Below are 26016 nucleotides of genomic sequence, written 5' to 3' on the forward strand. Positions count from 1 at the left end.
CCCGCTCCGAAAGCCGCCACCAAAGCCGAACGGGACGCCCTCGCCATCCTGGACGCCGCCGTCGCGGCCACCCCGCACGGGCAGGCCCGTGAAGGCCAGCGCGAGATGTGCGCGGCCGTCGCCAAGGCCGTCGATTCCGGCGAGCACCTGCTGGTCCAGGCCGGCACCGGCACCGGCAAGTCCCTCGCCTACCTGTGCGCGGCGCTCGCCGCGGGCAAGCCCGTGGTCGTCTCGACCGCCACGCTCGCGCTCCAGCACCAGCTCGTCGCCGTCGACCTGCCGCGCCTGGTCGAGGCCGTCGCGCCCCTTCTGGGCCGCACGCCGACCTTCGCGCTCCTCAAGGGCCGCCACAACTACATCTGCAAGCGGAAGATCGCGGGCGAAGAGGACGAGGACGACGGCGCGATCGAGGGCACCGAGACCCTGAAATGGGCCGGGCAGCAGGCGTCCTTCGCCAAGCAGGTGCAGCGCCTCTTCGACTGGGCGGGCGACACCGACACGGGCGACCGCGACGACCTCGACCCGGGCGTCTCCGACCGCGCCTGGAAGCAGGCCTCCACCTCCTCCACCGAGTGCCCCGGCGCGAAGGACTGCGCGCAGGGCCCCGACTGCTTCGCCGAGTGGGCCCGCGCCAAAGCTCATGAGGCGGACATCGTCGTCACCAACCACGCCCTGCTCTCGATCGACATGATGAACGAGCGCAGCGTCCTGCCCGAGCACGCCGTGCTCATCGTGGACGAGGCCCACGAGCTGGTCGACCGCGTCACCTCGGCCGCCCGCGCCGAGCTCCACCCTGCCCGGCTGCGCTGGCTCGCCCAGCGCGGGCGCCGCCTCATCGACCCCGATGTGGCCGACCAGGTCCGGGAGGCCGCGGACGCGCTCGAGGGCGCGCTCACCGCGGCCGGTGAGCGGCGGTTCTCCGGTGAGCTGCCCGCGCCGCTCGTGGAGGCGCTCAACCTGATCAACGGCGCGTGCGTGAAGGCCACCACCCACCTGTCCACGCTCGACGCGGAGACGAAGAAGCAGTTGAGCGCCCAGCAGCTCAAGGCCGGGCTCGTGGAAACGATCGAGACCGCGGGGCGCTGCATCGGCCCGGCGGGGGACGACGTGATCTGGGCGGAGCCGAACGGCCCGCAGCTGGTCGCCGCGCCGCTCTCGGTGGGCGGCCTGCTCTCGGCGATGCTCTATGAGGACCGCACGGTGATCGCGGCGTCCGCGACGCTGACGCTCGGGGGCCGGTTCGACATCGTGGCGCGCAACATCGGTCTGCCCGCCGACGGCCACGGCTGGACGTCACTTGACGTCGGCTCGCCGTTCGACTACCGCAAGCAGGGCATCCTCTACGTGGCGGCGTCGCTGCCGCGCCCGACCGCGTCGGGCCTGTCGGCCGAGTCCGGCAAGGAGCTGCTGCGCCTGGTCGAGGCGAGCCGCGGGGCGGCCCTCGGCCTGTTCTCGTCGAAGAAGGCCGCCGAGGCGGCGGCCGAACTGCTTCGCGCCCAGACCGACTACGACATCCTGCTCCAGGGCGAGGAGACGCTCGGGAGCCTCGTGAAGCGGTTCAAGGAGGAGGAGTCGACCTGCCTCCTGGGGGTCATGAGCCTCTGGCAGGGCGTGGACGTGCCGGGGATGACCTGCCGCCTCGTGGTGGTGGACCGGATTCCGTTCCCGCGCCCGACCGAGCCGCTGACGGCGGCGCGTTCGGAGGCGGCGGACGCGGCGGGCCGCTCGGGCTTCGCCGAGGTGTCGGTCCCGGCCGCGGCGATCCGGCTCGCGCAAGGAGCGGGGCGGCTGATCCGCCGCACGTCGGACCGCGGCGTGGTCGCGATCCTCGACTCGCGGCTGGAGACGAGCCGCTCGTACGGGAAGTTCATGCGGGATTCGCTGCCGCCGTTCTGGTACACGACGAAGTCGGATTCGGTGGTGGCCGCGCTGGGTCGGCTCGCCGACACCGCGAACGACTGATTAGACGCGGGCGGCCCGGGGAACCCGTCTTCTCGGCATGGCAGGAGCACCGCAGTGCGGCGCTTGAGTGGTGCCTCCCGAAGTTAAAGGTGAACGCAAGGTGAATTCAAATGAAACCTTTGCATAACCCCAGCTTGGAGCGGTTTCGTGGATTCACACACACGAGACATCGCGAGCTTGTGTCGAGTTCACCTGGATGTTAACTTCGCGGTGACGATTTCCACCCGTCCCCTGAGCCGATCGGTACAGTGAGGACAGTCAAACCGACCGAAAGCAGGGGTGCCCAGTGCGGTTCTCGCTGAAGCCTCAGGACGACACGTTCTACGCCTTCTTCAATGACGCGGCAGACAACATCCGCCGCGGCGTGGCGATCCTGGCCGAACTGGGAGACGAGTCGGCTGACTACCAGAAGATCTCCGAGCGCCTCGTCGACGTCGAGCACGACAACGACCAGCTGACCCACCGGCTGTTCAACAAGATCAACTCGACGTTCGTGACCCCGATGGACCGCACGGACATGTACCACCTGGCCGGCAAGCTCGACGACATCCTCGACCACATCGAGGCCGCCGCCAACCTGGTCTACCTCTACGGCCTCTCCGAGCTCCCCGACCTGCCGCGCGAGATGATCGAGCAGATCACCGTGCTCGGCGCCCAGGCCGACCTCCTCGCCGAGTACATGCCGAAGCTCAAGGGCCTCAACGAGGGCATGAAGGAGTTCTGGGTCGAGTGCAACCGCCTCGAGAACGACGGCGACCGCGCTTACCGCATGCTCCTGGTGCGCCTGTACTCCGGCGAGTACCCGGCGCTGACGGTCATGAAGCTGAAAGAGGTCGCCGACGAGCTCGAAGCCGCGTGCGACTCCTTCGAGTCGGTCTCCAACGTCGTCGAGTCGGTCTACGTCAAGGAATCCTGAACGTGGACAGTGTGTTCATCGCGGTCGCGGTCTGCATCGCCGCGGCCCTCCTCTTCGGCTACACCAACGGGTTCCACGACTCCGCGAACGCCATCGCCACCTCGATCTCGACCCGGGCGCTCAAGCCCCGGGTCGCACTCGGCATGGCCGCGATCGGCAACTTCGTCGGCGCGCACCTCGGCGGCAAGGTCGCGGCGACCGTGGCCAGCGGCCTGGTGGAGCTCCCCGACGGCATCGACGGCATCCTGATCGTCATCGCCGGCCTCTTCGGCGCGATCGCCTGGAACTTCACCACCTGGTACTTCGGCCTCCCCACATCCTCCTCGCACGCCCTGTTCGGCGGCATGGTCGGCGCGACCATGGCCGGCGGCGCGGTCGTCCTCTGGGGCGGCATCCTCGACAAGATCGTGCTCCCCACGATCGTCTCCCCGCTCGTCGGGTTCACCCTCGGCTTCCTCGTCATGATCGCCGTGTACTGGCTCTTCCGGCGCGGACGCCCCGACAAGCTCAACCGCGGCTTCCGCCACGCCCAGACCGCCTCCGCCGCCGCGATGGCCATCGGCCACGGCATGCAGGACGCCGCCAAGGTCATGGGCATCATCATCCTGGCCCTCTCGGTCGGCGGGTACTACACCGACGCCGAGCCGATCCCCGAATGGGTCTACCTCGCCAGCGCCGCCGTCATGGCCGCCGGCACCTACGCGGGCGGCTGGCGCATCATCAAGACCATGGGCCGCAAGATCATCGACCTCGGCCCGCCTCAGGGCTTCGCGGCCGAGACCGTCGCCAGCGCCGTGCTCTACGCGAACACGTTCCTGCTCGGCGCGCCCATCTCGACCACCCACACGATCACCTCGGCGATCATGGGCGTCGGCTCGACCGGCGGCAAGCGCGCCGTCAGGTGGGGCGTGGCCCGCTCGATCGTGATCGCCTGGATCATCACGTTCCCGATCGCGGCGATCGTGGGCGCCCTGTTCTACCTGCCGATCCAGTTCATCGGCTAGGCCACGGACCCGACCGGCCCGACTTCGGTCGGGCCGCTGTCGTTTCGGCCGTTGCGCGCTGGAATCAGTCGGTCTTGGGTTAGCGTGATGGCATGTCCATCCAGCGCTTCGGGAAATGGGACTTCAGAGCGGTCGACTCGGCGTCGGCCGCTCGTGCTCTCGCCCGCCTCCGCAGCCAGGGCGCTCCCGCCGAGCCCGAGCGCGCCGCCGCCGTCGTCCTCCTGCGCGAGGCCCCGCTGCGGGTGTTCCTGCTGCGGCACGCGGCGAAGGAGCCGTTCGGGCTCCCGTCGATCGGCCCGGCCGAGACGCTCCAGGTGCGCGAACGGTGGTCGCACCTCGACGTCGACCACTACGAGAACGCCATGAACGGGCCCCGCGGCGCCCAGTACGGCTTCCCGGGCGGCCGGCACAAGCCCGACGACCCGGACGTGGCCATGACGGGCATGCGGTCCGTGGAGGAGGAGACCGGCGCGATGGTCGCCCTGCAGCGCGCCTGGGCGCGCTGGGTGACGCCGGAGTACGAGCCGGTGCGATTCGACACGTGGATCTACGTGGCGACGCTCGCCGAGGGCTTCCAGCCGCGCATCCGGGTGCGCGAGCCGGAGTACGCGACGTGGATCGGGCCGGAGCAGGCGGTGTGCCAGTACGGCGGCCAGATGTCGATCCCGGAGGCCACGACGTTGGCCGAACTCGCGCGGTTCTCGACGGTCGGCGAGGTGTTCGCCGCGGCCGAGCAGCGCGACATGTCGCCGATCCTGCCGCGCGTCGCGGTCACCGGCGAGGAGGCCCGGTTGGTGCTGCCGGGCGAAGAGGGCTATCCGACGGACGCGCTGGCTTCGACTTGACGACGGCGCATTTCCGGAATTACGGAAATGTCCTTGGCAAAAGCCCCCTTGCAAACCAACGTACCCGCGTGGTCCGACACCGCGGAGCCGATCGTTCACGCGAGTCTCGCTCGCTGCCGCTCAGCGCAGGCGCTTCGCCCACTGCACGTCGGTGCGCACGACATCGAACCCCTGCGAGCGGTAGAGCTTGACCGCCTTGGCATTCGACTCGTCCGCGTAGAGGTCGACCTGCCTGATGCCGTGCGCCGCAAGGTGGGCGAGTCCCGCGAGGGTGAGGGTCCGGCCGAGTCCCGTGCCCTGGGCCCGGGGGTCGACGCCGAGGACGTACACCTCGCCGATGCCGTCCTCCACTTTGGTCCAGTGGAAGCCGAGCAGGCCCGCCTCGTCCTCGGCCACGAGCAGGCCATCAGGGTCGAACCAGGTCTCCTGCTCGCGCGCGGCGAGATCCGCTGCGGTCCAGCGCCCCTGCTCGGGATGGTGGGCGAACGCCGCCGCGTTCACCCGCAGCCACTCGGCCTCGTCGCGGCCGACCCTGAACGGCCGCAAGCGCACCCCTTCCGGCAGGGTCGCGGCCGGGCCGTCGCCGACCGGCCAGTTCCGGCCGATGCCCTCCGGCCACGCCGCGGGCCAAGCGAAACCGTCGAGATCGCGCGAGAACTGGAACAGCACGCGGTCCCGCGTGAAACCGTGCTTCGCCGCGAACCGCTGTGAAACGGGCAGATCGCCGTGCGCCCACACCCGCAATATCGTGATGTCCGCCTCAATCCAATCCAAGACGTTGATCAGCAGCCGGTGTCCGACGCCCTTGCCGCGATGGGCGGGATCGACGGCCATCTCTGCCTCGGCGACCTCCCCGACCTTCTCCACCCCGGCGTACGCGATCACCGCATCCCCAAGGCGCACAACGAAATGCCTGCGGCCCCGCACCGGGTGGCGGGACAGCGCGAGCGTCGTCTGCTCGTTGAACGGGGCGATGCCGTCCGCCTCCTCGCAGCGGTGCGCCATCGTAACGATTCTGTGAATATCCCGACCCGGAAGTGAAGCATGTTGCGCCATGGGGTTACCCTAATCGTGGACTCAGCACCGTGCCGGGGTGCTGAGTCCTTTTTCATGTCCCGGGCACGGGAAGACCCCCTGGCGCACAGCGGTAGCCGGGGGTTGTGCGATCGGGATCCCGCGCGAAAGCGCTATTCGTCGGAAATGTCGCGAACGATCGGCGACAGGTGGCGGAGAGGGTGGGATTCGAACCCACGGTGAGCTTTGACACCCACGGCGGTTTTCAAGACCGCTGCACTAGTCCACTATGCGACCCCTCCAGGGCCCCTTGAGGCAAGCGCCAATCTACCAAACGACCGTCAGGGCCGCTCGGTGCGGACGCAGCAGGTCGAGCAGGTGCGGTTGCCGTCGATGGTGAGCGCGAGGCAGCAGGTGCGCCGCTGGTAGACCAGGCGGCCCACAGCGTCCGTGCTGATGTCGACCAGGTCCGCGACGTCGAACGCCTCCAGGAGCGTCTTGGCGAGCACGTCGTCCGGGTCCGGCACGACCTGCGCGATCGACGCGACCGCGTAGGCGATCCCCGAAGCGACCGAGCCCATGAGGGTGCGCCTCCCGACCCTGGCCTTCGCGAGGAACGCGTCCAGCACCGGGCCCAGGTGGGCCTCGAACACGGTGGCGTGCAAGCGGTCGAGCAGGACCGACTCGTTCGCGACCACTTCCGCGTCCGGATGCGCCGCGCACGGGTCGTGCGGCAGGACCAGGAACCGCGGCCGCAGCTGGCGCACGGAGAACATCGGCGCGTCCTCGGCGACACGGAAGACCGCGTTCGACGCGTCCATCACCGGGACGCGGCGGGCGGCGACATAGCCGAGCACGACCGGTGCGAGCGTCCAGTAGCAGTAGGTCTTCCAGGCGAGGGCCGCGTTCGCGTGGGCGGAGCCGCCCCACAGTGCGGCGGCCGTCCCCATGAGCTCCTCAACCCGCTCGCCAGCGGCCAACTCGGCGGCGTGGAACTCGATCCCGTCACTGGGCTCGACGCGGCTCTCGCGAGCACTGCCGTTCCCGTGGGGGCTGTCGAGCCAGGCCCGCACGCCCGCGAGCGGGTGGACGCTGACCTCGCGGTCGACCCGGTCGGCGACGGCGCGGAGCGCGTCGATCGGATGGGGGAGCGGTGCCGGCAGACGACCCGGAGTCGTCGTGGGCAGAGCCGTCATGAGCAGGGGCGCCGGCGGGCGTCGATCGATTGCGGTGGCGCTCAGGACGTGAGCCTCCGCAGTCGCGAGCCGCATAGCGTACCCCTCTCAGGTAAGGACTGGCTAACCTTACCTGATCCACATCGAGGAGTGTCAAGAAACCGACAGACACCGGGCCGCGACAGGGTGTAGGAAAGCGAGGTGCCGTGAATGGTGAGCGTCGCCGAGTGGGATGAGATTCACAGCACCTCGCCTCGCACGATGATCATCCCCAACCCCCGCGCAGGGGCGTCGCACACGCAGTGCGATGCGCTCGATCCCGGGCTTTTCCCGGGCGTGTCGACCGGTCGGCGCGTCCGTCCCGCCGTTCTGGCAGGCTGGAACGCATGTCGAACCGCTCCGAGACCGCGCTCGCCGAAGAACCGGCGCCGGCGCCGCTGCTCGCGCCCCGCGCCATCGGGCGCGAGATCTGGATCGTCCTCGCCGTCTCCCTAGGCGCGTCGGCGATCTGGTCGATCGTCGACATCGTCGGCACCCTCACCGAACCGGGCGGCCTCGCCGACAGCGTCCAGCCGATGAACTCGGCGAAGGCCGAGGCCGAACGGCCCTGGTACGACCTCGCGCAGCAGCTCGTCAGCCTCGTTCTCGCCATGGCGCCCGTCGCGCTCGCCCTGCACCTGCTCAGCCTCGACCGCGGGAACCCCTTCCGCGCCATCGGCCTCGACACCCGCCGCCCCGGCTTCGACCTCCTCAGCGGTGCCGGACTCGCCGCCTGCATCGGCATCCCCGGCCTCGGCCTCTACTTCACCGCCCGCGCTCTGGGCCTGAACGCCGAGATCGCCGCCGCCAACCTCAACGACGTGTGGTGGGCCGTCCCGATCCTCGTCCTCGCCGCGCTCAAGAACGCGATCATCGAAGAGGTCATCGGCCTCGGCTACCTCGTCACGCGCCTGCGCCAGCTCGCCTGGAGCCCGTTCGCGATCATCGCCGCCCACTCGCTCCTCCGCGGCACGTACCACCTCTACCAAGGCTTCGGCGGCTTCATCGGCAACATGGTCATGGGCGCCGTCTTCGCATCCTTCTACCTCCGCTGGAAGCGCACCGGCCCCCTCATCGTGGCCCACACCCTCCTCGACATCGCCGCCTTCGTCGGATACCTCCTGGTCGCACCCCACGTGAGCTGGCTCTGACCGACCCGAACCCGCTTGGGCGTTCCGCCACCGGCCCGGTATGCTCTGTGCTTGGTACGCGCTCCGGCGCGTCCTGGAGGATTCGCATAGTGGCCTAGTGCGCCCGCCTGCTAAGCGGGTTTCGGGTGATACCCGATCATGGGTTCAAATCCCATATCCTCCGCCACTTTCGCGTAAAGCGACGTACATGACCTGCGGGGACACTGTCACAAAGGACAGTGTCCCCGCAGTCGTCTTCGAACATCCGCGACTATGTACGAAAATCTGCCGTTCGTGGCCTCTGACCTGATGAAATACCGCTTGTCTGACTCTTCGTCGCCATCTGCGTACAGCGCTGTCCAGCGGTCGCCAGGCAGTTTTCCGCCAAATACCCGCCAAAGTTTTGAAGCGAAAGCGGCTGTTGCTCAGCATCGTTCACCCATTGGAGTGAAACCTCCGGCCTGTGTCCCATACCTTAGGACCCCTTGGCTCCATGGGCGTTCTAGCAGCGGAGACATCTGGAATCGCGTCACCGGAATCTTTTGCCCCTTTGACGCGGGTGAGGTCGTCGGGCACTTCGGGCATGCCCGGCAGCTCACTGAACGGGTTGGCTTTCGCGGTGTGGGCGCGGGCCCAGGCCAGCCACGCGCGAGCGGATTCGGTCTGGGCTGCTTGAGGATCGGCTGCATCGAGGTGCGCTTCGAGTTGATCGCAGTAGGCAGTGAGGAGCCGCCAACGCTCCAACTCCCTGGCTCGGCGATCGAGTTCCTGTGCGAGGAAGACTTCGACTGCCCGCTCTCGGTCTCTGGCTGCTTCTGCTGCCCCGGCCACCTGTTGGGCGGCCCGCGCGTGTGCTTCCGCTGCGGTCCGTTCCTGATCTGCTGCGACGCGGTGGGAGAGGGCCTCGATCACTTCGGGCAGCCGCTGCTCCAGCAGGACCGTTTTCGCATCGGTCCATGTCGATTGCAAGTCTGTATGCGACTGGGGGAGTGCGATCTTGAGGCGGCTGGCCTTGGCAGGGTCAGGTGCCTGCGGGGACTTCTGATCGACCGTGACCGTGTACCTGAACCCGTTGATCCCGATCCGGACCACTCCTTCACGGGCGAGCCGAACCTGCTGCTTCTCCGACAAGGTGCTGCCTCGGTCGCCTGGCGCGTCGGTGACGTCCCAGCCGCGCTCGACCGCGGCCTCGGCGAGGGCCTGCAGGATGCAGAGACCGCGATGGCGCACCTCGCTCGGCATTTCCATCCGTTCAGAGTCGTCCCGCAGCCGAGCGATGACCGGGTGGGGTTGGTCCAGCCGGCCAGGGACCGGGACCGGTGGGAGCTGTGCGGCCCGCTTCAAGGCGGCGGTGGGGTGCGTCGCGGCGACGAGTCGAACGGTCATCGTGCTGGCGGCTGGATGGTTGCATTCGATCCGGTGACCCTCGGGCACTAGGCCGTGCCGCTTCGCGTAGTCGATGGTCTTGCGCCACCGGTCGACTTCCGCCTCGGACAGCGACAGCAGGTCCACGATCCGCTCCGCGCGCAGACGCTCGACCAGCTCGACGGCGTCGCAATGGCGCTCGCCCGCCGATGCCGGCCGCTTCAGCGCAGGCGGCCCATAGCGGGGACTCGCACCCGACGAGGCATCATCGGCGGGGCGGGTGCGCTGCCTCGGCGTCCGGCCCGCTGCTGCGGATGCGCCCGCAGCCTCGGGGTGAGTACCGTGCTCGAGGTAGAAGCGACCGGCCTCGGTGATCACGGCCCGCCACCGGTCCTCAGCCCGGCTGACCAAGACCAGCCCACGCGACTGCAGCGCCCTCGCCGTGTTCCGAAACTGCACTGAAGCTTCACCACTGAGGTCGTCGCCGTCACCGACAAGCCCGAGGACCTTGAGCTGGCCGCTCGTTCAGCTTCCCGGTTCGTTCCAACCAGAGCCCCCTATCCGCGATTTTTTCCCATGCGATCATGGCCGACCGGCAACTTTCCTACATTGACCGACTCGTCTGGCGGCCTTTTAATCCGACAACCCGAGCCTCTGGCATCTCAGGCTTGCCGCACCGCTGGGTAAGCCTGGGGCGACTCGGACCCAAACGCGGGTCGGGAATCAGACTCGGAAAGCCGTGTGTGAGTGGCCGTGTGGCCCGGTCAGCGCTACCGGTTCCTCGTCGACGGCGAGCACGAACGATCCGTCGGTGTCCACACCGGTCGGTAGGCGGCTTGCGATGTCGGGGAACACGTGGGCCCCCTCGTTGCTGATCCAGACACAGTTCAGATTCGACACGGTGTCGCGGAACCGGGCTCGGTCGGCGGTGGACACGTAGACGAGGACCGCGGAGTGGAACACCACGAGCGTCGCTTCCGTCGGCGCGTCCGCGGCGACCTCGGCCAGCACCTCGTTGAGGTCTCCGACGCGGATCGGTGCCGGTGCCGCGGCGGCGATGCGGGCGGCGGCCGCGATGCGCTCGCGTCGTTCGTCCTGTCCGGGCCATACCAGTGTCTCCAGCCAGGAGCGGGTGTCCGGGTCGGTGGCGTCGAGCGGGTTGCGGTCGATACCGGCGCGCCAGACCACGTCCGGGAGCCGGGTCGGCGCGGGCGTGCCGTACAGCGCGCATTCGAGGACCACCGGGCTCGGGCCGGAGTCGGGGTTGAGTGCTGCCGGGGCGTCGCTGGTGAAGCGGTAGGAGTACTGGTCGGGGTAGAGGCACAGGCCCGCCGAAGCGCCGACCTCCAGGAGGGCCACGGGCCCCTCGATCCGGGACAGGACCGGGAGCAATGTCGCGCAGCGGGCGGCCTCGTTGGTCTGGGTCGCACGTGCCATCACGATCGGCCGCACCGATTCCCAGTGCTCCAGCAGCCATTCGCGCCAGGGCTCGTAGGGGCCGACCGGGGCCCCGGCGTGCCGGGAGGCCGCGAACACCAGGTTCGGTTGGCGCTTCGCGACCGGTAGCGCGGCGATGAGCGCCCGGACCGGTTCGTCGGCGGTGACGCCGCCGGCCCAGGCCTCGTAGATGGGGGAGACGCCCGCCGTCTCGTGCGCCGCGAAGCGAGCGTACGTGCGCGCGACCTGATCGGACTCTGAGTCCGCGTCCAGGATCGGATCGAACATGCGCGCCATGCTACGCCGCGCCGGCGGCGGATCCGCTTCCCATTCAACGACAGTCCGGTGCCGATCGCCTTACGGGGCTCGCGATCTCGTTCGGGGCGGGCCGGGGGTGTCGTGTTCGGCACAGATCTTTGCTGATGCGTCAGTAACTGAGTCATAGTTGCTGACATGTCAGATAGAACTACGGCTCAGCAGCGGCGGGTGTGGCAGAACTTCCTGGTCCTGTCCGAGACGGTCCGCCGCGAGACCGCTCGCGACCTCCAGGAGGTCTCCGGGCTCTCCGGCACCGACTTCACCGTGCTGGCCACGCTCGCCTCCGCGGAGGGCTCCGCGATGCGCTCGACTGAGATCGCCCGCGCGCTCGACTGGGAGACCGGCCGCATGTCGCACCACCTGCGCCGCATGGAGGTGCGCGGCCTGATCCAGCGCTGCCGCGATGCCGAGGTCGACGGCCGGGCCGCGATCGTGAAGCTCACCGATGAGGGCCTCGCCGCCTACCGGCGCTCGCTCGGCCCGCACTTCCGGTCCATCAAGCACTGGTTCCTCGACGGCCTCGACCCCGAGCGGGTCGACCAGATCGACGTGATCCTGCAAGCGCTGCTGGACCACGTTCAGCACACCAACCGCACCAAAGGCAAGGAGCCATCATGAACACCACAGTGGACCGACCGAGTTGGGCGCAGCCGCTCACCGACCTCACCGGCAAGACCGTGCTCGTCATCGGCGGCGCGGGAGGCGTCGGCGAAGGCGTCACCCGCGGGCTGCTCGCGGCGGGCGCCCACGTGATCGCCACCGCCCGAAGCGAAACCAAGCTCGACGAATTCGCCGCCCGGCTCAGCAGCGAGCGGTTGTCGACGCTTCGGCTCGATCTCGCCGAGCCCGGTCTCGACGCGGCCCTCGCGAAGGCCGCCGCCGAGCACGGGGGCCTCGACGGGGCCGTGGTCAGCGTTGGCGACTGGGGGCCGCAGGGCCGCAGGGACCTCGTCGATCTCAAGGACGACGAGTGGGCCTACCTGATCGAGAACAACCTGACCTCGGTGTTCCGGGCCCTCCGCGGACTCGTCCCGGTGCTCGCGCCGGGCGGCGCGCTCGTCCACGTCAACGGCGGCAGTGCCGAGATCGCCTGGCCCGGGCACGCGGTCCTGGCCATGTCCGCGGCCGCCGGCAAGTCGCTGACCCGCAGTCTCGCCGTGGAGACCAGGAAGTCGGGAGTGCGGGTGCACGACCTCATCCTCGGCGTCATCAGCACCCGGCCGAAGCGCGCCGCCGGCATGGACCACCCGGCGTGGATCCCCGCCGAGGAGGTCGGTGTGCACGTCGCCGAACTCCTCGCGGGCAGCAGTCCCCTGACGGGCTCGGTGGTCCAGTACTTCACCTCGCGGCAGCAGGGACCGACCACGACCGTGCCGGACCTGGGGTAGGCCAGTCATGCTCGATATCATCCGCCCCGGCGACAGGCCCTACGAGGAGGTCCGGCACGTCTACACCGCTACCGGGTCGCCGGCGGCGGTGATCCGACCCCGGACCTCGGCCGAGGTGGCCGAGGCACTGCGCCTGGCCCGCGACACCGGAGGCCCGCTCGCGATCCGGTCCGGTGGGCACGGCATCTCCAGCCGCGCCACCAACGACGGCGGCACCGTCATCGACCTGGCCGAAATGCGTTCGGTCGAGCGGATCGATCCCGGCGATGACCTCGTCCGCATCGGGCCGGGGGCCCGCTGGGCCGAAGTGGCCCGCTCCCTGCGGCCCTGGGGGCTGGCGGTCAGCTCGGGCGACTCGGGTGGCGTGGGCGTCGGCGGCCTGGGAACGACCGCGGGCATCGGCCTGCTCGGCCGCGCCCACGGCCTGACGATCGACCACATGGTCGCAGCCGAGATCGTGACCGCCGACGGGCAAGTCCGCACCGTAGACGCCGAGCACGACCCGGACCTGTTCTGGGCCGTGCGCGGCGCCGGAGCGAACGTCGGCATCGTGACCGCAATGGACTTCCGTGCGGCGCGCGTGCCCCGCGTCGCCCATGCGACCCTCCAGTTCCAGGTCGACCGGCCGGCCCCGTTCCTGGAGGCATGGGGCGCGACGGTCGAGAACGCGCCCCGCGAGCTCACCGCGTTCGCCTACCTCGGCAGCGGCGGACATGCGATGGCCTTGATCGTGTACGCCGGGGACGACACCGAGGCGGCCGAGCGGGCCTTCGCGCCGTTCGCCGATCTCGCTCCGCTGCTGGGACAGCGGGCGGTGCTGGTGCCCTACGACGCCGTCCTGGTCGGTGCTCGGGGACCGCATTACGGCCAGCAGACCGGCCACGTGCGCAACGGCTTCGCGGTCCACCTGGATCGGCCGCTGAGTGAGCGGCTCGGTACGCTGCTCGGCTCGCTTCCCGGAGCGATGCTCCAGGTCCGCGCGGTCGGTGGCGCGGTCAACGATGTTCCCGCCGACGCCACCGCCTTTGCCCACCGGCACCAGAACTTCAACGTCGCAGCGATGACCCACGCGCCCACCTCGCTCCTCGACAAAGCGTGGGAGGACGTCCGGCCCGCCCTGGACGGCCTCTATCTCAGTTTCGAATCCGCGTTCTCGCCACAGCGCCTCGCTGACGCGTTCCCGCCACCCACACTGCACCGGCTGCGCGAGATCAAACGCAAAGTCGACCCGGACAACGTCTTCCACCAGAACTTCCCCGTGGCTTGAAAGCGTCGGGCGTGCCGCCAATCAACGAAAATCGACGAATCTAAATACTTGACCACATGCCCTGGTCGGTGCCATACTTCCTTTGAATGTTTTCGAAAACATTCAGCCTGAGCACTCTCGGAGGATCGACGACTCTCATGCTTCACATCGCTGCTACCCACAGACCGCGAACGCGAAGGCGTTCACCCCGGCAGTTCCTCATCGGCGTCCTGAGCACCTTGATCATGGTGCCGCTCGTCGCCTTGTCCACCGCGTCGCCCGCGGCCGCTGACACCAGCGGGTTCCGGGGCTTCAACTGGGCCGTCCTGGGGGACAACTACGTCGAAGGCCCGCTCGTCCTCGACAAGCTGAGCCAGTCCGACAGCTACAACACGGTCAGGGCCAAGGCCGACGCGATCTACGCCGACATGGCCTCGACCATGGGCGCCAATACCGTGCGCTTGCCGGTCAACACCCACACTGTCGGCACGACCTGGTGGAACGCCTACCGCGCCGCCATCGATGCCGCCACTGCCCGGGGCTTCAAGGTCATCCTCGCCTACTGGGAGGACGGCGCGGCGGACGGCGGCCGGATCACCAACATGACCGCGTTCAACACCATGTGGAACACGGTCGTCTCGCAGTACGGGTCCAACAGCCTGGTCTACTTCGAGCCGATGAACGAACCCCACGGCTACAGCGCGACTGAGTGGACGAACGTCGCCGCCGCCTGGGTCAGCGCTCGCTCCTCGGTCCCGAAGGGCCGCATCCTCATCGGCGGCGCCGGCTACAGCCAGGACGTCAAGCCCGTCTGCGCCGACTCCCGCCTGGCCGGCACGCTCCTGTCCTACCACCACTACCAGTTCTTCTACGGCACCAAGGACTACGCGGGCTGGGTGCAGAGCTTCCGCGACGGCCTGGGCTCGTGCGCCTCCCGCTCGGTGCTCACCGAGTTCGGCGCGCCTATGGACAACGGCCTCAACTACGCGAACGCGGGCAGCACCGACAACTTCGTGCGCTACTTCCGGGCGGTCACCGAAACGGCTCGTGAACTGAACATGGGCTCGACCTATTGGCCTGCCATCGGCGGCAAGCTGACCGGCACTTCGGGCTACGACTGGTACTCGATGTACGCCGTCTCGGGCAGCGGCACCGACCTCAACCTGACCATCCGCAACACCTCGGCGGCCGATCGAGTCCGGTACTCCTGGGGCGACGACATCGGAGCGCAGGCAACCGACATCGTCGGCCGCGCCTCGGGCAAGTGCGTGGACGTGGTGACCGGTTCCACCGCTGACGGCGCCGAGATCATCCAGTACGACTGCCACGGCGGGGCCAACCAGCAGTGGTACCTGCAGAGCGCGGGCAGCGGCTACGTCCAGATCATCTCGAAGGCATCGGGCAAGTGCCTCGACGTCGCCTCGGCATCGACGGCCAACAACGCCAGAGTCCTCCAATACACGTGCAACGGCGGCACCAACCAGCAATGGCAGCTGCGCACCGTGAGCGGCGGCTATGTCGAGATCGTGGCGCGCCACTCCGGAAAGTGCCTCGACGTGGTGAGCGCCTCGACGGCGAACAGCGCCCGCATCCAGCAGTACGACTGCTACGGCGGGACCAACCAGCATTGGACCGTGTGAGGTCGCAGTTGCAGACTGAGATGGGGCGGGACCCGGCAACGGTCCCGCCCCACCTGCGTTCGCCCGCTCTACTCGAAGTACAAGTTCCCGCCGCCAGCGCTGTACCGGCTGCGCAAGATCAAGCGCAAGGCCGACCCGAACAACGTCTTCAGCCAGAGCTTCCCTGCGGCAGGAGCGGCCCCAGGTACCGGCCGGTGACGCTGGCCTCGGTGCGGACGATCTGCTCAGGTGTGCCGGCCGCGACGATGCGCCCACCGGCGGCGCCGCCGCCGGGGCCGAGGTCGACGACGTGGTCGGCGTTGGCGATCATGTCGAGGTCGTGTTCGATGTAGACGATCGTCGCGCCGTTGTCGACCAGGCGCTGCAGTACGCCGAGGAGGACCTGGACGTCGCGCGGGTGCAGGCCGACGCTCGGTTCGTCGAGGACGAACAGGGCGTCGCGCTGGTCGCGGTCGAGTTCGGAGGCGAGCTTCAGCCGCTGGGCCTCGCCGCCGGACAGTGCTGGCGTGGCTTCGCCCAGGGTCAAATAGCCCAGGCCCAGGTCGTGCAGGGTCTGGAGGCGGGCGCGGACTTTCGCGATGTCGCCGACGGTCTCGATGGCCTGGGTGACGGTGCAGGCCATCAGCTGCGGCAGCGTCAGCGCCTCGCCGTCTCCGTGCGTGGTGCGGGTGATGGCGTCGGCTTCGGGGGCGTAGCGCCGCCCCTCGCAGTCGGGGCAGATGATGTCGACGTCGGGCAGGAACTGCACGTCGAGTGCGATCTGTCCGGTGCCCTCGCAGGTGGGGCAGCGCAGTGATCCGGTGTTGTAGGAGAAGTCGCCGGCTTTGAGCCCGCGTTCCTTCGCCGCCGGAGTGGCGGCCAAAGCACGGCGGAGATCGTCCAGGACACCTGAGTAGGTCGCGACGGTGGAGCGCACGTTGATGCCGATCGGGGAGGCGTCGACGACGTTGACGCGGGTGACGCCCTCGGGGGCGATCTTGCGGACGTGGCCCGGGAGCTCCCGGCCGGCCGCGTGGGCTCTGATCGCCGGGACCAGGCTCTCGAGCACGAGGGTGGTCTTGCCCGAGCCCGAGGCCCCTGTGACAGCGGTGATCCGGCCGCGCGGAATCTCGAAATCGAGCGCGTGGACGGTGTGCAGCGGCGCGGTCCGCAGCCGCACCCGCCCGAGCTTGAAGACGTCGTCGGCATCGGGCCGGTCGCGGACCAGGACGTCCTCCTCGCCGTTGAGGAATCCGCCGATGATCGAACGGCGGTCGCGGCCGATGGACGCGACGGTGCCGGTGGCGATCACGTTGCCGCCGTCGCGGCCCGAGCCGGGGCCGATCTCGATGAGATGGTCGGCCTCGCGCAGGATCTGGAGGTCGTGGTCGACCACGACCACCGAGTTCCCGTCGGCCAGCAGGCCGCGGACGACACTCAGGAGTCCGTCGACATTGGCCGGATGCAGGCCGATCGAGGGCTCGTCCAGGACGTACAGCACGCCCGTGGTCCGGTTGCGGACGGCGCGGGAGAGCGCGACGCGCTGGCGCTCCCCTGTGGAGAGCGTGGACGAGGCCCGGTCCAGGCCGAGGTAGCCCAGGCCGAGTTCGATGAGCCGCCGGGAGGTCTCGACCATGCTGGAGACGATGCTCTCGGCCATCGGCTTCATCGGCGCGGGCACCGTGCCGGGAATGGTCTGCACCCAGACGGTGACCTCGTCGAGGGTCTTGGCGGTGGCCTCGGCGAGGTCGATGCCGTCGACCAGGCTCGAGCGGGCCAGGGCGCTCAATCGCGTGCCGTGGCAGTCGGGGCAGGTCTGGACGGACAGGAACTTTTCGACGCGGGCCAGGCCCTTGGCGGTCGACGCGTTCTTCAACGCCTCCTCGACGGCTGCGCGGGCGTTGCGGTAGGAGGCGTTGAGCTCGAAGAGCTTGCCGTTCCTGGCCGGGTATACGATGCGCCGTTTCACCGGTGCACCCTCGAAGACGACGGCCCGTTCTTTCTTCGTCAGCTTCGCGAACGGCACGTCCGTGCGAACGCCGAGCTCGGCGGCGACCTGCGGCATGGCCGCGAGCCCGAACATCGACCACGGCACGACCGCGCCCTGGTCGATGCTGAGCGAGGGGTCGGGGACGAGGGTGTCGACGTCGACCTCGCGAACGAAGCCGGTGCCCTCGCAGCGCGGGCAGGCGCCCTCGGAGTTGAACGCGAACGACTCGGCGCTGGGAGGGCCGAAGACCGCCCCGCATTCGGGGCAGGTCAACGGCAGGTCGAGGGCGACGTCCATGGTCGGCTCCAGGCGGTGCCCGTTGGGGCACTGGTGGTGGCCGAGCCGCGAGTAGAGCAGGCGCAGGCTGTTGAGCAGTTCGGTAGAGGTCCCGAAGGTGCTGCGCACGCCGGGGATGCCCGGGCGCTGGCGCAGCGCGAGCGCGGCGGGCACGTGCTCGACGCTGTCGACGGCGGCGTGCGCGGCCTGCGTCAGGCGCCGCCGCGTGTAGGTCGACAGCGCCTCGAGGTAGCGTCGCGACCCTTCGGCGTACAGGACGCCGAGGGCGAGCGAGGACTTGCCCGAGCCTGAGACTCCGGCGATCGCCACCAGCTTGCCGAGCGGCACTGCCACATCGACGTTCTTGAGGTTGTGGACGCGGGCGCCGCGCACCTCGATCGCGTCGGGTGCCGTGCGCTGCTTCGCGGTCTTCGCCATGGTCGTACCTCGATTCCTCTCGTATCGCTTCGTCGCTGCGATCAGTGGCGGGCGTTGGGTCGGTCGCGGCGCGGCAGGGATTGCGCCGCCAGCTCGTAGGAGGTGGCGACGAGATCGGCCACCAGGCCTGAGGTGATGTCGTCTCCGGCGGCGACCGAGATCCAGTGCCGCTTGTCGAGGTAGTGTCCGACCGTGACCGATGCGTACTGCAGCTTCAGGGCCTCGGCGTCGCCCGGATCGGCTTTGACGGTGATGATCTGCTCGGCGGGATCGTCGGTGACGATGAGGAAGACCTTCCCGGCGACCTTGTAGACGTCGAGCTTGTCGACGAAAGGCCTCCCTTCGGTGACCTCCGGCAGCGAGGAGGCGACCTCGCGCGCGACGGCTTGGAGCCGTTTGCCGTCCATCACTCGTCCTCCAATACTGCGGTCATCAGTCGACGGACCTGGAGCCAACGTAGGGGTTAAAGCCGCGCCGGGCTCGCGAATACCATCGGCGCGGCAGCGCGATCCCGATCTACTTCCCGACGCTGTTTCCGATGTTGTAGCGATCCCAGGCGTCACGCAGGGACAGGTGCCCATGCGTCAGCAGCCACTCGCCGTCGGTCTTCCGGAAGATGAGCGACATGTTCCACGTCAGGAACTCCTGCTCCTCGCCGTTGTCGTCCTGCCGGTACGTGGTGAAGTTGAAGACCAGCAGGACCTCGCTGTCGCTGAGTGCGCGGGCGATCTCGTTGCTGTACTCCTGCCGGGTGATGCCCGCGGGGCCGGTGTGGATGCGCTTGAAGTGCTCGCGCACGGCTCCACGGCCGACGACGACGTACTCGGTGAGCGGATCGAAGTAGGTGACGTCCTCGGCCAGGGCGTCCATGTAACCCGTCGGATCCCCCGAGCTCCATCGCCATTGAATTTCCTTCTCGAACTCCTTGAGGGCCTCGACTTCATCGCGAGTCATCGCATGTTCCTCTCTCCTGTAGTAGGCGCGTGCACTGCGGCACGGGCTATTGTTTCCGGATTCGGATGGTTTCGAGTCGCAAAAGACGGACAGTTCATGGTCAGCAGCGGACACTTTGGCGAGAGCGCACCGGACCTCAACGGGGCTCGCCCGCCGCTGTACGGTTTCCAACCTCCGGTCGGCACCCCGTTCGGTCTGGAGGTCACCACGGTCGAGGACTTCTTCGACCGGCACGACGACTGGCCGTGGAACCCGCCCCGCCCTGGGCGCGCCACCTTCCACTACCTCATCCTCGTGACTTCCGGCGAGCTGCTGCACGACGTCGACCACGTCACCCGCACCGTCGGGCCCGGCCAGTGGCTGTGGGTCCGTCCCGGCCACACCCAATGCTGGCATCCGCCCGGCAGCGCCCGCGGCCCGTTCATCCTGTTCGAGCAGGGCGTGCTGCGGCCCGAGACCGCCCGGCTCCTCGCTCCCGCCACCGCCCACGACGCCTCCGCCGTCCTGACCCCCGGCGCCGACGGCCACTGGGCCGAGCAGACCGCGCTCCAGCTCCTGGACGAGCACCGTGCCCTCGGGCGACGCCCGCTTGAGCTGCACCACGCGCTGCGGCGAAGCCTGCTCGAGGCGCTGCTGCTGCGCCTCGCCCACGGACCGGACATCCCCGCCCGCGAGGCCGACACCCCCCGCGACCGCCGCGCCTCGACCTACCGCCAGTTTCTCGACGCCGTCGAGTTGCACTTCCGTGAAATGCATCATGTGGACGACTACGCCCGGCTGCTGCGCTGCTCGGCCCGCACCCTCACCCGCGCCGCGCGGGCCGCAGTCGGCACCGGCGCGCGGGAAGTGATCGACGCGCGCCGGGTCCTGGAGGCCCGCCGCCTCCTCGACGCTGGCTGGACGGCCGGCGCCGTAGCCGCTCACCTCGGCTTCGGCGACGCCGCCAACTTCGGACGGTTCTTCCGCAACCACACCGGCGTCGCTCCCGCCGCCTATACCGCGCGGCAGGCGCACGACGGCACCAGTCTCGGGAGGTGATCGCCCGCGCCTCGACCCAACCCATCACCGAAGGCTTTCGAGGCGCGGGCGATACCGGACGATCGGCTTCCCCAAACCGATCGTCCGCTCCGCGGGATCGCCTTCCGCGAAGTCTCAGAGCGAGGCGAACGCGTCCTTGTGGGTGATCAGCCAGTCCTTGAACGACTGGGGTGAGGGGACGAGGCCGCGGAGCACGGCCGGATTGCGCTGGGCGAGCAGGCTCTCGGAGAATTCGGCGTAGACCTGGAACATGTTTGCCAGCTCCGCACCGCCGGGGATGCCCGGGTCCCGCAAAGCCTGGTACGGGAAAGGCGCGTACGCCACGGGCTCCCCCAGGACGTTGGTGAACACCTGCGCGTACTGGTCACCGGTCAAGTGCTCGGCGGCGACGGCGATGGTCTGCCCCAGCAGTTCTCGGCCTCGCTTGAACACGCCGAGCGCGCTGCGTCCGATGTCCTCGACCGCGATGCCCGCCAGTGCGGCCTCGCCCAGCGCGAGCGGCAGGACCAGGGTGCCGTCGTCCTGCCGCCGCAGCGGGATCGAGGAGAGGAAGTTGTCGAAGTAGAACGACGTCCGCAGGAATGTCGTCGGAACGCCGGCCTCGGTGAACCAGGCGTCGGCCTCACCTTTGACATCGCAATGCGGGACCTTGTACTTGCCGTCCAGCGTCGGGATGCGGTCGTCGTCGAGCGGGAAGGTCTCGCGGAAGTCCTCCAGGGTCGACCAGATCGCGTGCGCGATATTCGCCGCCTTAGCGGCGCCTACCAGGTTGCGGGCCTGGGCCGCTTCGCGTTCGGGGTCCATGTGCTCCCAGAAGTTGGTGACCAGGAACGCCCCGTAGGCCCCATCGAACGCCTTGGCAAGGCTCGCTTCGTCGTCCATGTCCGCCTGCACGACTTCGGCGCCGCGCCGGGCCAGTTCCCGCGCCGCGTCGGAGCCGGGATTGCGGGTGATCGCGCGGACGGTGAACGCCGAGTCGGGCTCGTCCAGGATCGCGCGGGCGAGCCCGCCGCCCTGGGCTCCGGTCGCACCGGTCACCGCGATGATCTGCTTCTCTGCCATGATCCTTCTCCTTTTATCCATGGGTCGCAGCGGCGCGGCGCGGGGCCGGCCGTTGAGGTTTGCGTAGTGCGCGAGGTCAGGCGATGCCGCCGTTGGCGTGGATGGTCTGGCCGTTGATCCAGTGGCCTTCGGGCGAGGCCAGGAAAGCCGTAAGCGCGGCGATCTCGTCGGGCTGGCCGATGCGCTCGTAGGGAGAGAGCGCGGCTCCCTCCTTCAAGCTCTCCTCGGTCTGAACGGCGTAGAGCATGTCGGTGGCCGTCAGACCGGGGGCGATCGCGTTCACCGAAACGTCCTTGCCGCGGAGCTCGCGTGCGAGCGTCAAGGGAATCGTCTCGACCGCGGCCTTGCTCGCGGCGTATGGCCCGACGGACGGGGTGATCAAGACGGTCGCCGAGCTGGAGAGCAGGACGATCGCACCGCCGCGGCGGACCCGGCGCGCCGCCTGTTGCGCGACCACGAATGGCCCCCGGATGTTGGTGCGGTGCAGAGCGTCCAGTTCGCCGAGATCGATGTCAGCGATCGGTGCCGCGTACGCGGCGGCGGCGGAGTGGACGACGACGTCGATGCCGCCGAACTGCGATTCGGCTTCGGCGAACATGGCTGCGACCGCGGTCTCGTCGGCCACGTCGGCCTGAAAGGCGATCGCCTTCCCTCCGGCGAGGAGGGCCTCGCCGACCGCCGCGGCGGCCTCGCCGGCGTTGGAGGCGTAGCCGACCACGATTGAATAGCCTTGTGCGGCGAGTCGCCGCACGATCCCTCGACCGATGCCCCTCGAACCACCGGTGACGATGGCGACGCGGCTGCCGGATTCGGTGCTCATATCGGGATGTCCCTTCACGCAATGGGCGGTGTCGGGGCAATACTCACCGGGGCGGCGGTGTTGAGCCTGGGGGATGTTCACCCCGGGGATGCCGTCCCCATCCACAGCCCGGTGCCGAGTGAAGGGAAGATTGACGAATGGATGCCACGGAGCTCGCCGCGTTCCTGCGCTCGAGGCGCGACCGGATCAAGCCCGCCGACGTCGGCCTGCCCAGCGGCTCTCACCGGAGGGTGCCCGGCCTGCGGCGCGAGGAGGTCGCATTCCTGGCCAACGCCTCGATCGACTACTACATCGAACTGGAGCGAGCCCGCGGATCCCAGCCGTCGGCCCAGATGCTGCTCTCACTGGCCCGAGCCCTGCGCTTGACCAGCGACGAACGCGACCACCTGTTCCACCTGGCCGGCCACGGCACGCCACCCCGACCACGTCCGCTGCGGCAGACCGACCCGTCCCTGCTGACCCTGCTCGAACGCCTCGACGGCACCCCGGCGAGGATCGTGACCGACCTGTACCAGCCACTGGCGCAGAACCGGCTGGCCGCCGCACTGCTGTGGGAGATGGAGCCCGGCGAGGAACTGGACTACACCCACAGCGACATCTTCCGCTGGTTCACCGAACCGGCCGCCAGGACCGTCTTCCCGGCCGCTGACCACGACCGGCAATCCCGCTCCTACGTCGTGGATCTGCGGGCGACCGCCGCCCGTCGCGCAGTCTATGGCGGCGAGGCCGAAGCGGAGAAGATGATCGCCGAACTACTCGACCGCAGCGGCGAATTCACCAGGCATTGGGGCTATAGAGACGTCGGGGTGTGCCGCTGGGAACGACGGCTCCTGACCAACCCCGTGATCGGCGACATCGAACTCGACATCCACCATCAGTCCACAGAAGACGGAAGTCAGCGCCTGCAATGGATGACGGCACCGCACGGCAGCGAAGCCGCCGCCAAGCTCGCACTCCTGGCTGCACCGAACGCACCGGTCGTGGCGGCGCCGTAGACTTTTGCGATCCCGGGCTGTAGCTGTCCCTTGCCCAAGGAACTTGTAGCCCGCCTACCTAAGCGGGTTTCGGGTGATACCCGATCATGGGTTCAAATCCCATATCCTCCGCCACAAAGCCCCGCTGACCTGCGGAAACGCAGGATCACCGGGGCTTTTCACATGCCACCGCTTCGAACCTTGGTGCAAGTGGCTGTTCCGGGCCGTCGTCAGCTCGATTTGAACAGGTCGAGTGGCCAGGCGTGGATCGTGTGCACGCCTCCGTCCTCGACCCTGGTCTGCATCTCGTTGTCCTTGCCGCCGATGTAGTCGCCGGGGAGTTCGACGAGGGTGCCGTCGGTCAGATTCACCGCGTAGACGCCGTCGAAGAAGCCGCCGAACGCGGTGCCTTCGCTGAAGATCCACATGGTGGACCCGGACACATAGGTCTTGGCGTAGTAGTTGACCGGAGCGGTGACGCGCCAGATCTCCTCGCCGGTGGCGAGGTCGTACCCGGCGAGGTTGTCGGTGTCGCCCGCCCAGTCGAGCGCGGCGAGCACGTTCGCGTCGGTGCCGTAGGCCTGGCCTTCGACTTCGGCGGTCCATTCGATCTGCCCGGTCCGGGCGTCGATGACGGCCGGATGCCGCCCGTCGGTGACGGCCAGTCTGCCCGCCGCCGGTTCGGTCATCGGCTGGGCCCCGCAGCGGCTGAGGTCCTCGTTCTTGCGCATCTGCGAGTCGAACTCCCAGGCGAGAGCGCCGGAGTCGGCCGGATAGGCGCGGACGACGGCGGTGCACCCGGCGGTGGGGTCGCCGTCGTAGTCGAGCCAGAGGTACACCATCCCGCCGGCGAGGACCGGGTCGGATTCATAGTCGCCTTCGAGGTGGTCGATGCCGCTGACCGACCCCGTCGACAGTTCGCGGGCGGTGTACTGGACGCCGTCGTCCAAACCCGCTGCCGCGGTGAACACCAGCAGGGTCTCCTCGTCGGCCGCGCTGGCCTGGGAGGCGCCAACGTCGTCGACCGACCAGAGGACATCGCCGGTGGCGGGGTCCCTGGCGGAGAGGACGCAGGTGCCGCCGTCATCGGCGTCACCGTCGCAACTGGAGGTGTACACACCGCCGCCCACGAACTCGCCGTAGGAGACTTCGGTGTCGGACCAGCGCGGCTCGCCGCCCTCCAGTGCGAAGGCCTCGATGGTCTGGCGAGCAGGCCACTCCCAGCCGTCGGGGTGCCTGGTCTTGACCAGGACGGTGTCGCCGGCGAGCAGGTAGCCGGCGACTTCTTCCTCCCAGGAATGCTCCCAGACGACCGAACCCGCTGTCTCATACCGGATCGAGCCGTAGTCGTAGATCAGGAAGCCCTGATCGGTCCGCAGCACCGAGTCGCCGTCGCGGCCCTCGTAGGTCCAGGCGGGGTCACCGTTGTAGGCGGTGAACTCGACCTCCGGTTCCTCGCCGCCTTCGAGGTCGTCGACGGGCGTGTAGGAGGGCAGGTCCTCAAGGGTGTCCAGCGGGCCGCCGTCCCATCCGGCAGGCACCGCGACCAGGCCGCGGTCGGCGATGCCGAGCAGGACCGGGACGGCGACCAGGACTCCGGCTGCCGATGCCGCGGTGATCCGCAGTGCCTTCGGCCAGCTCAGATATTCAGCTGCCAGCTTTTCGGCGGCATTGCGGTCGGCGTCGCGGCGCTTCACGGGATCTCCAGGGGTGGGGGATCCGGCCACGATAGCCGTTACGCGCCAATGGCACCGGGTAGCTACCCTGGCGTACGCCGCCGCCCCCACCGTGAGGAACCATGACTCCCAGACCCCTGCCCCGAGGCCGTCGCACGGTCACCAAGCGCCGGGTCGCCTGGATCGCCGTGTTCGCACTGCTGCTGGTGCCGACGTATGTCATGAAGCAGCGTCTGGAGCCCACGACGGCCATCGAGATCGTCGAGGCCTATCTGCTCGCCGTCGCTGACCGCGACATCGATGCGGCGCTGGGCTATCTCGACCTCCAGATCGTCGAGGACCCACCGGACAGCGAAGGTGAGACGGCATTCTCGGCTTGGCGGGAGGAGTACAACGGCGCGTTCTACAGTGCAGCGATCGTGCTCTCCGAGAGCGAAGCAAGTCTGCTCGCGCCTGCGGCGGTCGACTCCGAATGGCGGGTCGTGGAAGTCGAAGAGCTCGAGACCTACCTCCTGGACGAGGGGAGGGCGGAGGTCGAGGCGACGATCGCCCACCCCGGCGGGACCGCCACCGGCACCTTCGATGTCGATGTGGACCGCCGGAAGGTGCTCAACGGGCTCGGGCGCGTCGCTTTCGCGCCATCGGCCTTCACGTATGTCACGGTCAACAGCGCCGCCTTCGACCAGGGCCCGTGGGCGGCGCAATGGGATCCGAAGTACGCGCTCTTCCCTGGGGTGTACCGCTTCCCAGGCGCTGCGGACCCGGTCGCGGTCATGGGCGACGACCTCCCCGGTGTCGTCCCGCCGCCCGAGCCGGTCCTGGATGAGGACGTTCGGGCGGCGGTCCAGGCCGCGCTCGAGTCGTATATCGACGAGTGCGCCGCAGCGCTGGTCCAGGTCCCGCCCGGATGCCCGTTCGGCACCGACGGCGAGATCGACTCTGCATCGAACGGTCGCGTCCACCCCGAACACAGCCTGGCATGGGAGGTGCTCGAATACCCGCGAGCGGTGCTGCGCGTGGGCGACACGGCATCCGATGACGGCTCGGCGCTGCTGATCGACTTGGAGGCCGAGGGGTTGATCGAGTTGAGCGGGACCGGCGAGGACCAGCAGGAGGCCCTGGTCGAGTTCACTGCCCGCTGCCATTTCGACGCCGCGTACCTCATCGCCTACCTCAACGCCGACGGCACCGCCGAAGTGCGGTGGAACGCTGCGGCGGCCGAGTACAACTACTCCGAGTACGACTTCGACACCTGCCGCGGCACCGCCTGATCCGACCGTCGATCATCAGCGTCGACGGACCGGCCGCCGTCAAGGATGCGGATGCTGCT

The 26016-nt window shown here is 68.9% G+C and carries 23 protein-coding genes and 2 tRNA genes; 14 read left to right on the top strand and 11 right to left on the bottom strand.

Annotated elements, in window-relative coordinates:
- Positions 1–105: 105 nt before the first annotated feature.
- The 4 genes from AB0I03_RS13840 (at position 106) to AB0I03_RS13855 (ending at position 4727) form a co-directional block, all read left to right on the top strand.
- Entirely contained in the window at positions 106–1962 is a 1857-nt protein-coding gene (locus tag AB0I03_RS13840; RefSeq protein ID WP_360412197.1) for an ATP-dependent DNA helicase, read from the top strand.
- A gap of 286 nt (positions 1963–2248) precedes the next feature.
- Positions 2249–2878, top strand: coding sequence for a DUF47 family protein (locus AB0I03_RS13845; protein ID WP_360411592.1), 630 nt, complete (start codon positions 2249–2251; stop codon positions 2876–2878).
- A gap of 2 nt (positions 2879–2880) precedes the next feature.
- Positions 2881–3882, top strand: coding sequence for an inorganic phosphate transporter (locus AB0I03_RS13850; protein ID WP_360411595.1), 1002 nt, complete (start codon positions 2881–2883; stop codon positions 3880–3882).
- 92 nt (positions 3883–3974) lie between these two features.
- The gene (locus AB0I03_RS13855; protein ID WP_360411598.1) at positions 3975–4727 is read left to right on the top strand and encodes a hypothetical protein; all 753 of its coding nucleotides are present in this window, start codon (positions 3975–3977) and stop codon (positions 4725–4727) included.
- A gap of 120 nt (positions 4728–4847) precedes the next feature.
- Here AB0I03_RS13855 and mshD read toward each other — a convergent pair whose 3' ends face one another.
- The 3 genes from mshD to AB0I03_RS13870 form a co-directional block, all read right to left on the bottom strand.
- Positions 4848–5783 carry a mycothiol synthase gene (gene mshD, locus AB0I03_RS13860; protein WP_360411601.1) on the bottom strand — a complete coding sequence of 312 codons (936 nt, stop codon included), beginning with the start codon at positions 5781–5783 and terminating at the stop codon, positions 4848–4850.
- 168 nt (positions 5784–5951) lie between these two features.
- Positions 5952–6043, bottom strand: a tRNA-Ser gene (locus AB0I03_RS13865).
- Between the two features lie 39 nt (positions 6044–6082).
- Entirely contained in the window at positions 6083–6937 is an 855-nt protein-coding gene (locus tag AB0I03_RS13870; protein ID WP_360411604.1) for a hypothetical protein, read from the bottom strand.
- A 365-nt stretch (positions 6938–7302) separates the two neighbouring features.
- On the opposite strand from AB0I03_RS13870, the gene AB0I03_RS13875 reads away from it, so the two are divergent.
- Together AB0I03_RS13875 and AB0I03_RS13880 are read left to right on the top strand one after the other, a co-directional pair.
- Positions 7303–8106, top strand: a complete 804-nt coding sequence (locus tag AB0I03_RS13875; RefSeq protein WP_360411607.1) for a type II CAAX endopeptidase family protein — start codon at positions 7303–7305, stop codon at positions 8104–8106.
- A gap of 75 nt (positions 8107–8181) precedes the next feature.
- A tRNA-Ser gene (locus tag AB0I03_RS13880) sits at positions 8182–8272 on the top strand.
- Between the two features lie 248 nt (positions 8273–8520).
- Here the strand turns inward: AB0I03_RS13880 and AB0I03_RS13885 are convergent.
- Together AB0I03_RS13885 and AB0I03_RS13890 are read right to left on the bottom strand one after the other, a co-directional pair.
- Positions 8521–9828, bottom strand: coding sequence for a hypothetical protein (locus AB0I03_RS13885; RefSeq protein ID WP_360411610.1), 1308 nt, complete (start codon positions 9826–9828; stop codon positions 8521–8523).
- A gap of 345 nt (positions 9829–10173) precedes the next feature.
- Positions 10174–11175 (bottom strand): DUF2332 domain-containing protein, encoded by a 1002-nt coding sequence (locus tag AB0I03_RS13890; RefSeq protein ID WP_360411613.1) that lies wholly within the window; start codon positions 11173–11175, stop codon positions 10174–10176.
- Positions 11176–11340: 165 nt separating this feature from the next.
- Here AB0I03_RS13890 and AB0I03_RS13895 point away from each other — a divergent pair, with 165 nt between their 5' ends.
- The 5 genes from AB0I03_RS13895 (at position 11341) to AB0I03_RS13915 (ending at position 15677) form a co-directional block, all read left to right on the top strand.
- Positions 11341–11823 (top strand): MarR family winged helix-turn-helix transcriptional regulator, encoded by a 483-nt coding sequence (locus AB0I03_RS13895; protein WP_360411616.1) that lies wholly within the window; start codon positions 11341–11343, stop codon positions 11821–11823.
- Positions 11820–12593, top strand: a complete 774-nt coding sequence (locus AB0I03_RS13900) for an SDR family oxidoreductase (protein ID WP_360411619.1) — start codon at positions 11820–11822, stop codon at positions 12591–12593. The genes AB0I03_RS13895 and AB0I03_RS13900 overlap by 4 nt, the downstream gene beginning before the upstream one ends.
- Positions 12594–12600: 7 nt before the next feature.
- The gene (locus AB0I03_RS13905) at positions 12601–13860 is read left to right on the top strand and encodes an FAD-binding oxidoreductase (protein ID WP_360411622.1); all 1260 of its coding nucleotides are present in this window, start codon (positions 12601–12603) and stop codon (positions 13858–13860) included.
- 224 nt (positions 13861–14084) lie between these two features.
- A complete protein-coding gene (locus AB0I03_RS13910; RefSeq protein ID WP_360411625.1) occupies positions 14085–15479 on the top strand; it encodes a ricin-type beta-trefoil lectin domain protein in 1395 nt (464 codons plus the stop codon).
- Positions 15480–15494: 15 nt separating this feature from the next.
- Entirely contained in the window at positions 15495–15677 is a 183-nt protein-coding gene (locus AB0I03_RS13915) for a BBE domain-containing protein (protein WP_360412200.1), read from the top strand.
- Here AB0I03_RS13915 and AB0I03_RS13920 read toward each other — a convergent pair.
- From AB0I03_RS13920 to AB0I03_RS13930, 3 genes are all read right to left on the bottom strand, one after another.
- Positions 15628–18162: an excinuclease ABC subunit UvrA gene (locus AB0I03_RS13920; RefSeq protein ID WP_360411628.1), complete on the bottom strand. Its 2535-nt coding sequence runs from the start codon at positions 18160–18162 to the stop codon at positions 15628–15630. The two genes, AB0I03_RS13915 and AB0I03_RS13920, sit on opposite strands and share 50 nt — an antisense overlap.
- Before the next feature lie 41 nt (positions 18163–18203).
- Positions 18204–18569, bottom strand: coding sequence for an MmcQ/YjbR family DNA-binding protein (locus tag AB0I03_RS13925; RefSeq protein ID WP_360411631.1), 366 nt, complete (start codon positions 18567–18569; stop codon positions 18204–18206).
- 109 nt (positions 18570–18678) lie between these two features.
- The gene (locus tag AB0I03_RS13930) at positions 18679–19116 is read right to left on the bottom strand and encodes an SgcJ/EcaC family oxidoreductase (RefSeq protein ID WP_360411634.1); all 438 of its coding nucleotides are present in this window, start codon (positions 19114–19116) and stop codon (positions 18679–18681) included.
- Between the two features lie 96 nt (positions 19117–19212).
- Here AB0I03_RS13930 and AB0I03_RS13935 point away from each other — a divergent pair, with 96 nt between their 5' ends.
- The gene (locus tag AB0I03_RS13935) at positions 19213–20154 is read left to right on the top strand and encodes a helix-turn-helix domain-containing protein (RefSeq protein WP_360411637.1); all 942 of its coding nucleotides are present in this window, start codon (positions 19213–19215) and stop codon (positions 20152–20154) included.
- Between the two features lie 114 nt (positions 20155–20268).
- Here the strand turns inward: AB0I03_RS13935 and AB0I03_RS13940 are convergent, their stop codons facing one another.
- A complete protein-coding gene (locus AB0I03_RS13940) occupies positions 20269–21216 on the bottom strand; it encodes an NmrA/HSCARG family protein (protein ID WP_360411640.1) in 948 nt (315 codons plus the stop codon).
- A 76-nt stretch (positions 21217–21292) separates the two neighbouring features.
- Positions 21293–22036, bottom strand: coding sequence for an SDR family oxidoreductase (locus tag AB0I03_RS13945; RefSeq protein ID WP_360412203.1), 744 nt, complete (start codon positions 22034–22036; stop codon positions 21293–21295).
- A 137-nt stretch (positions 22037–22173) separates the two neighbouring features.
- Between AB0I03_RS13945 and AB0I03_RS13950 the strand changes: the two genes are divergently transcribed.
- Positions 22174–23031 (top strand): helix-turn-helix domain-containing protein, encoded by an 858-nt coding sequence (locus AB0I03_RS13950; protein ID WP_360411643.1) that lies wholly within the window; start codon positions 22174–22176, stop codon positions 23029–23031.
- 209 nt (positions 23032–23240) lie between these two features.
- On the opposite strand, the gene AB0I03_RS13955 is transcribed toward AB0I03_RS13950, so the two are convergent.
- A complete protein-coding gene (locus AB0I03_RS13955; protein WP_360411646.1) occupies positions 23241–24707 on the bottom strand; it encodes a PQQ-binding-like beta-propeller repeat protein in 1467 nt (488 codons plus the stop codon).
- 101 nt (positions 24708–24808) lie between these two features.
- On the opposite strand from AB0I03_RS13955, the gene AB0I03_RS13960 reads away from it, so the two are divergent.
- Positions 24809–25957, top strand: coding sequence for a hypothetical protein (locus AB0I03_RS13960; protein WP_360411649.1), 1149 nt, complete (start codon positions 24809–24811; stop codon positions 25955–25957).
- Positions 25958–26016 lie beyond the last annotated feature (59 nt).

The organism is Glycomyces sp. NPDC021274 (assembly GCF_040641195.1).
GTDB lineage: Bacteria > Actinomycetota > Actinomycetes > Mycobacteriales > Micromonosporaceae > Glycomyces.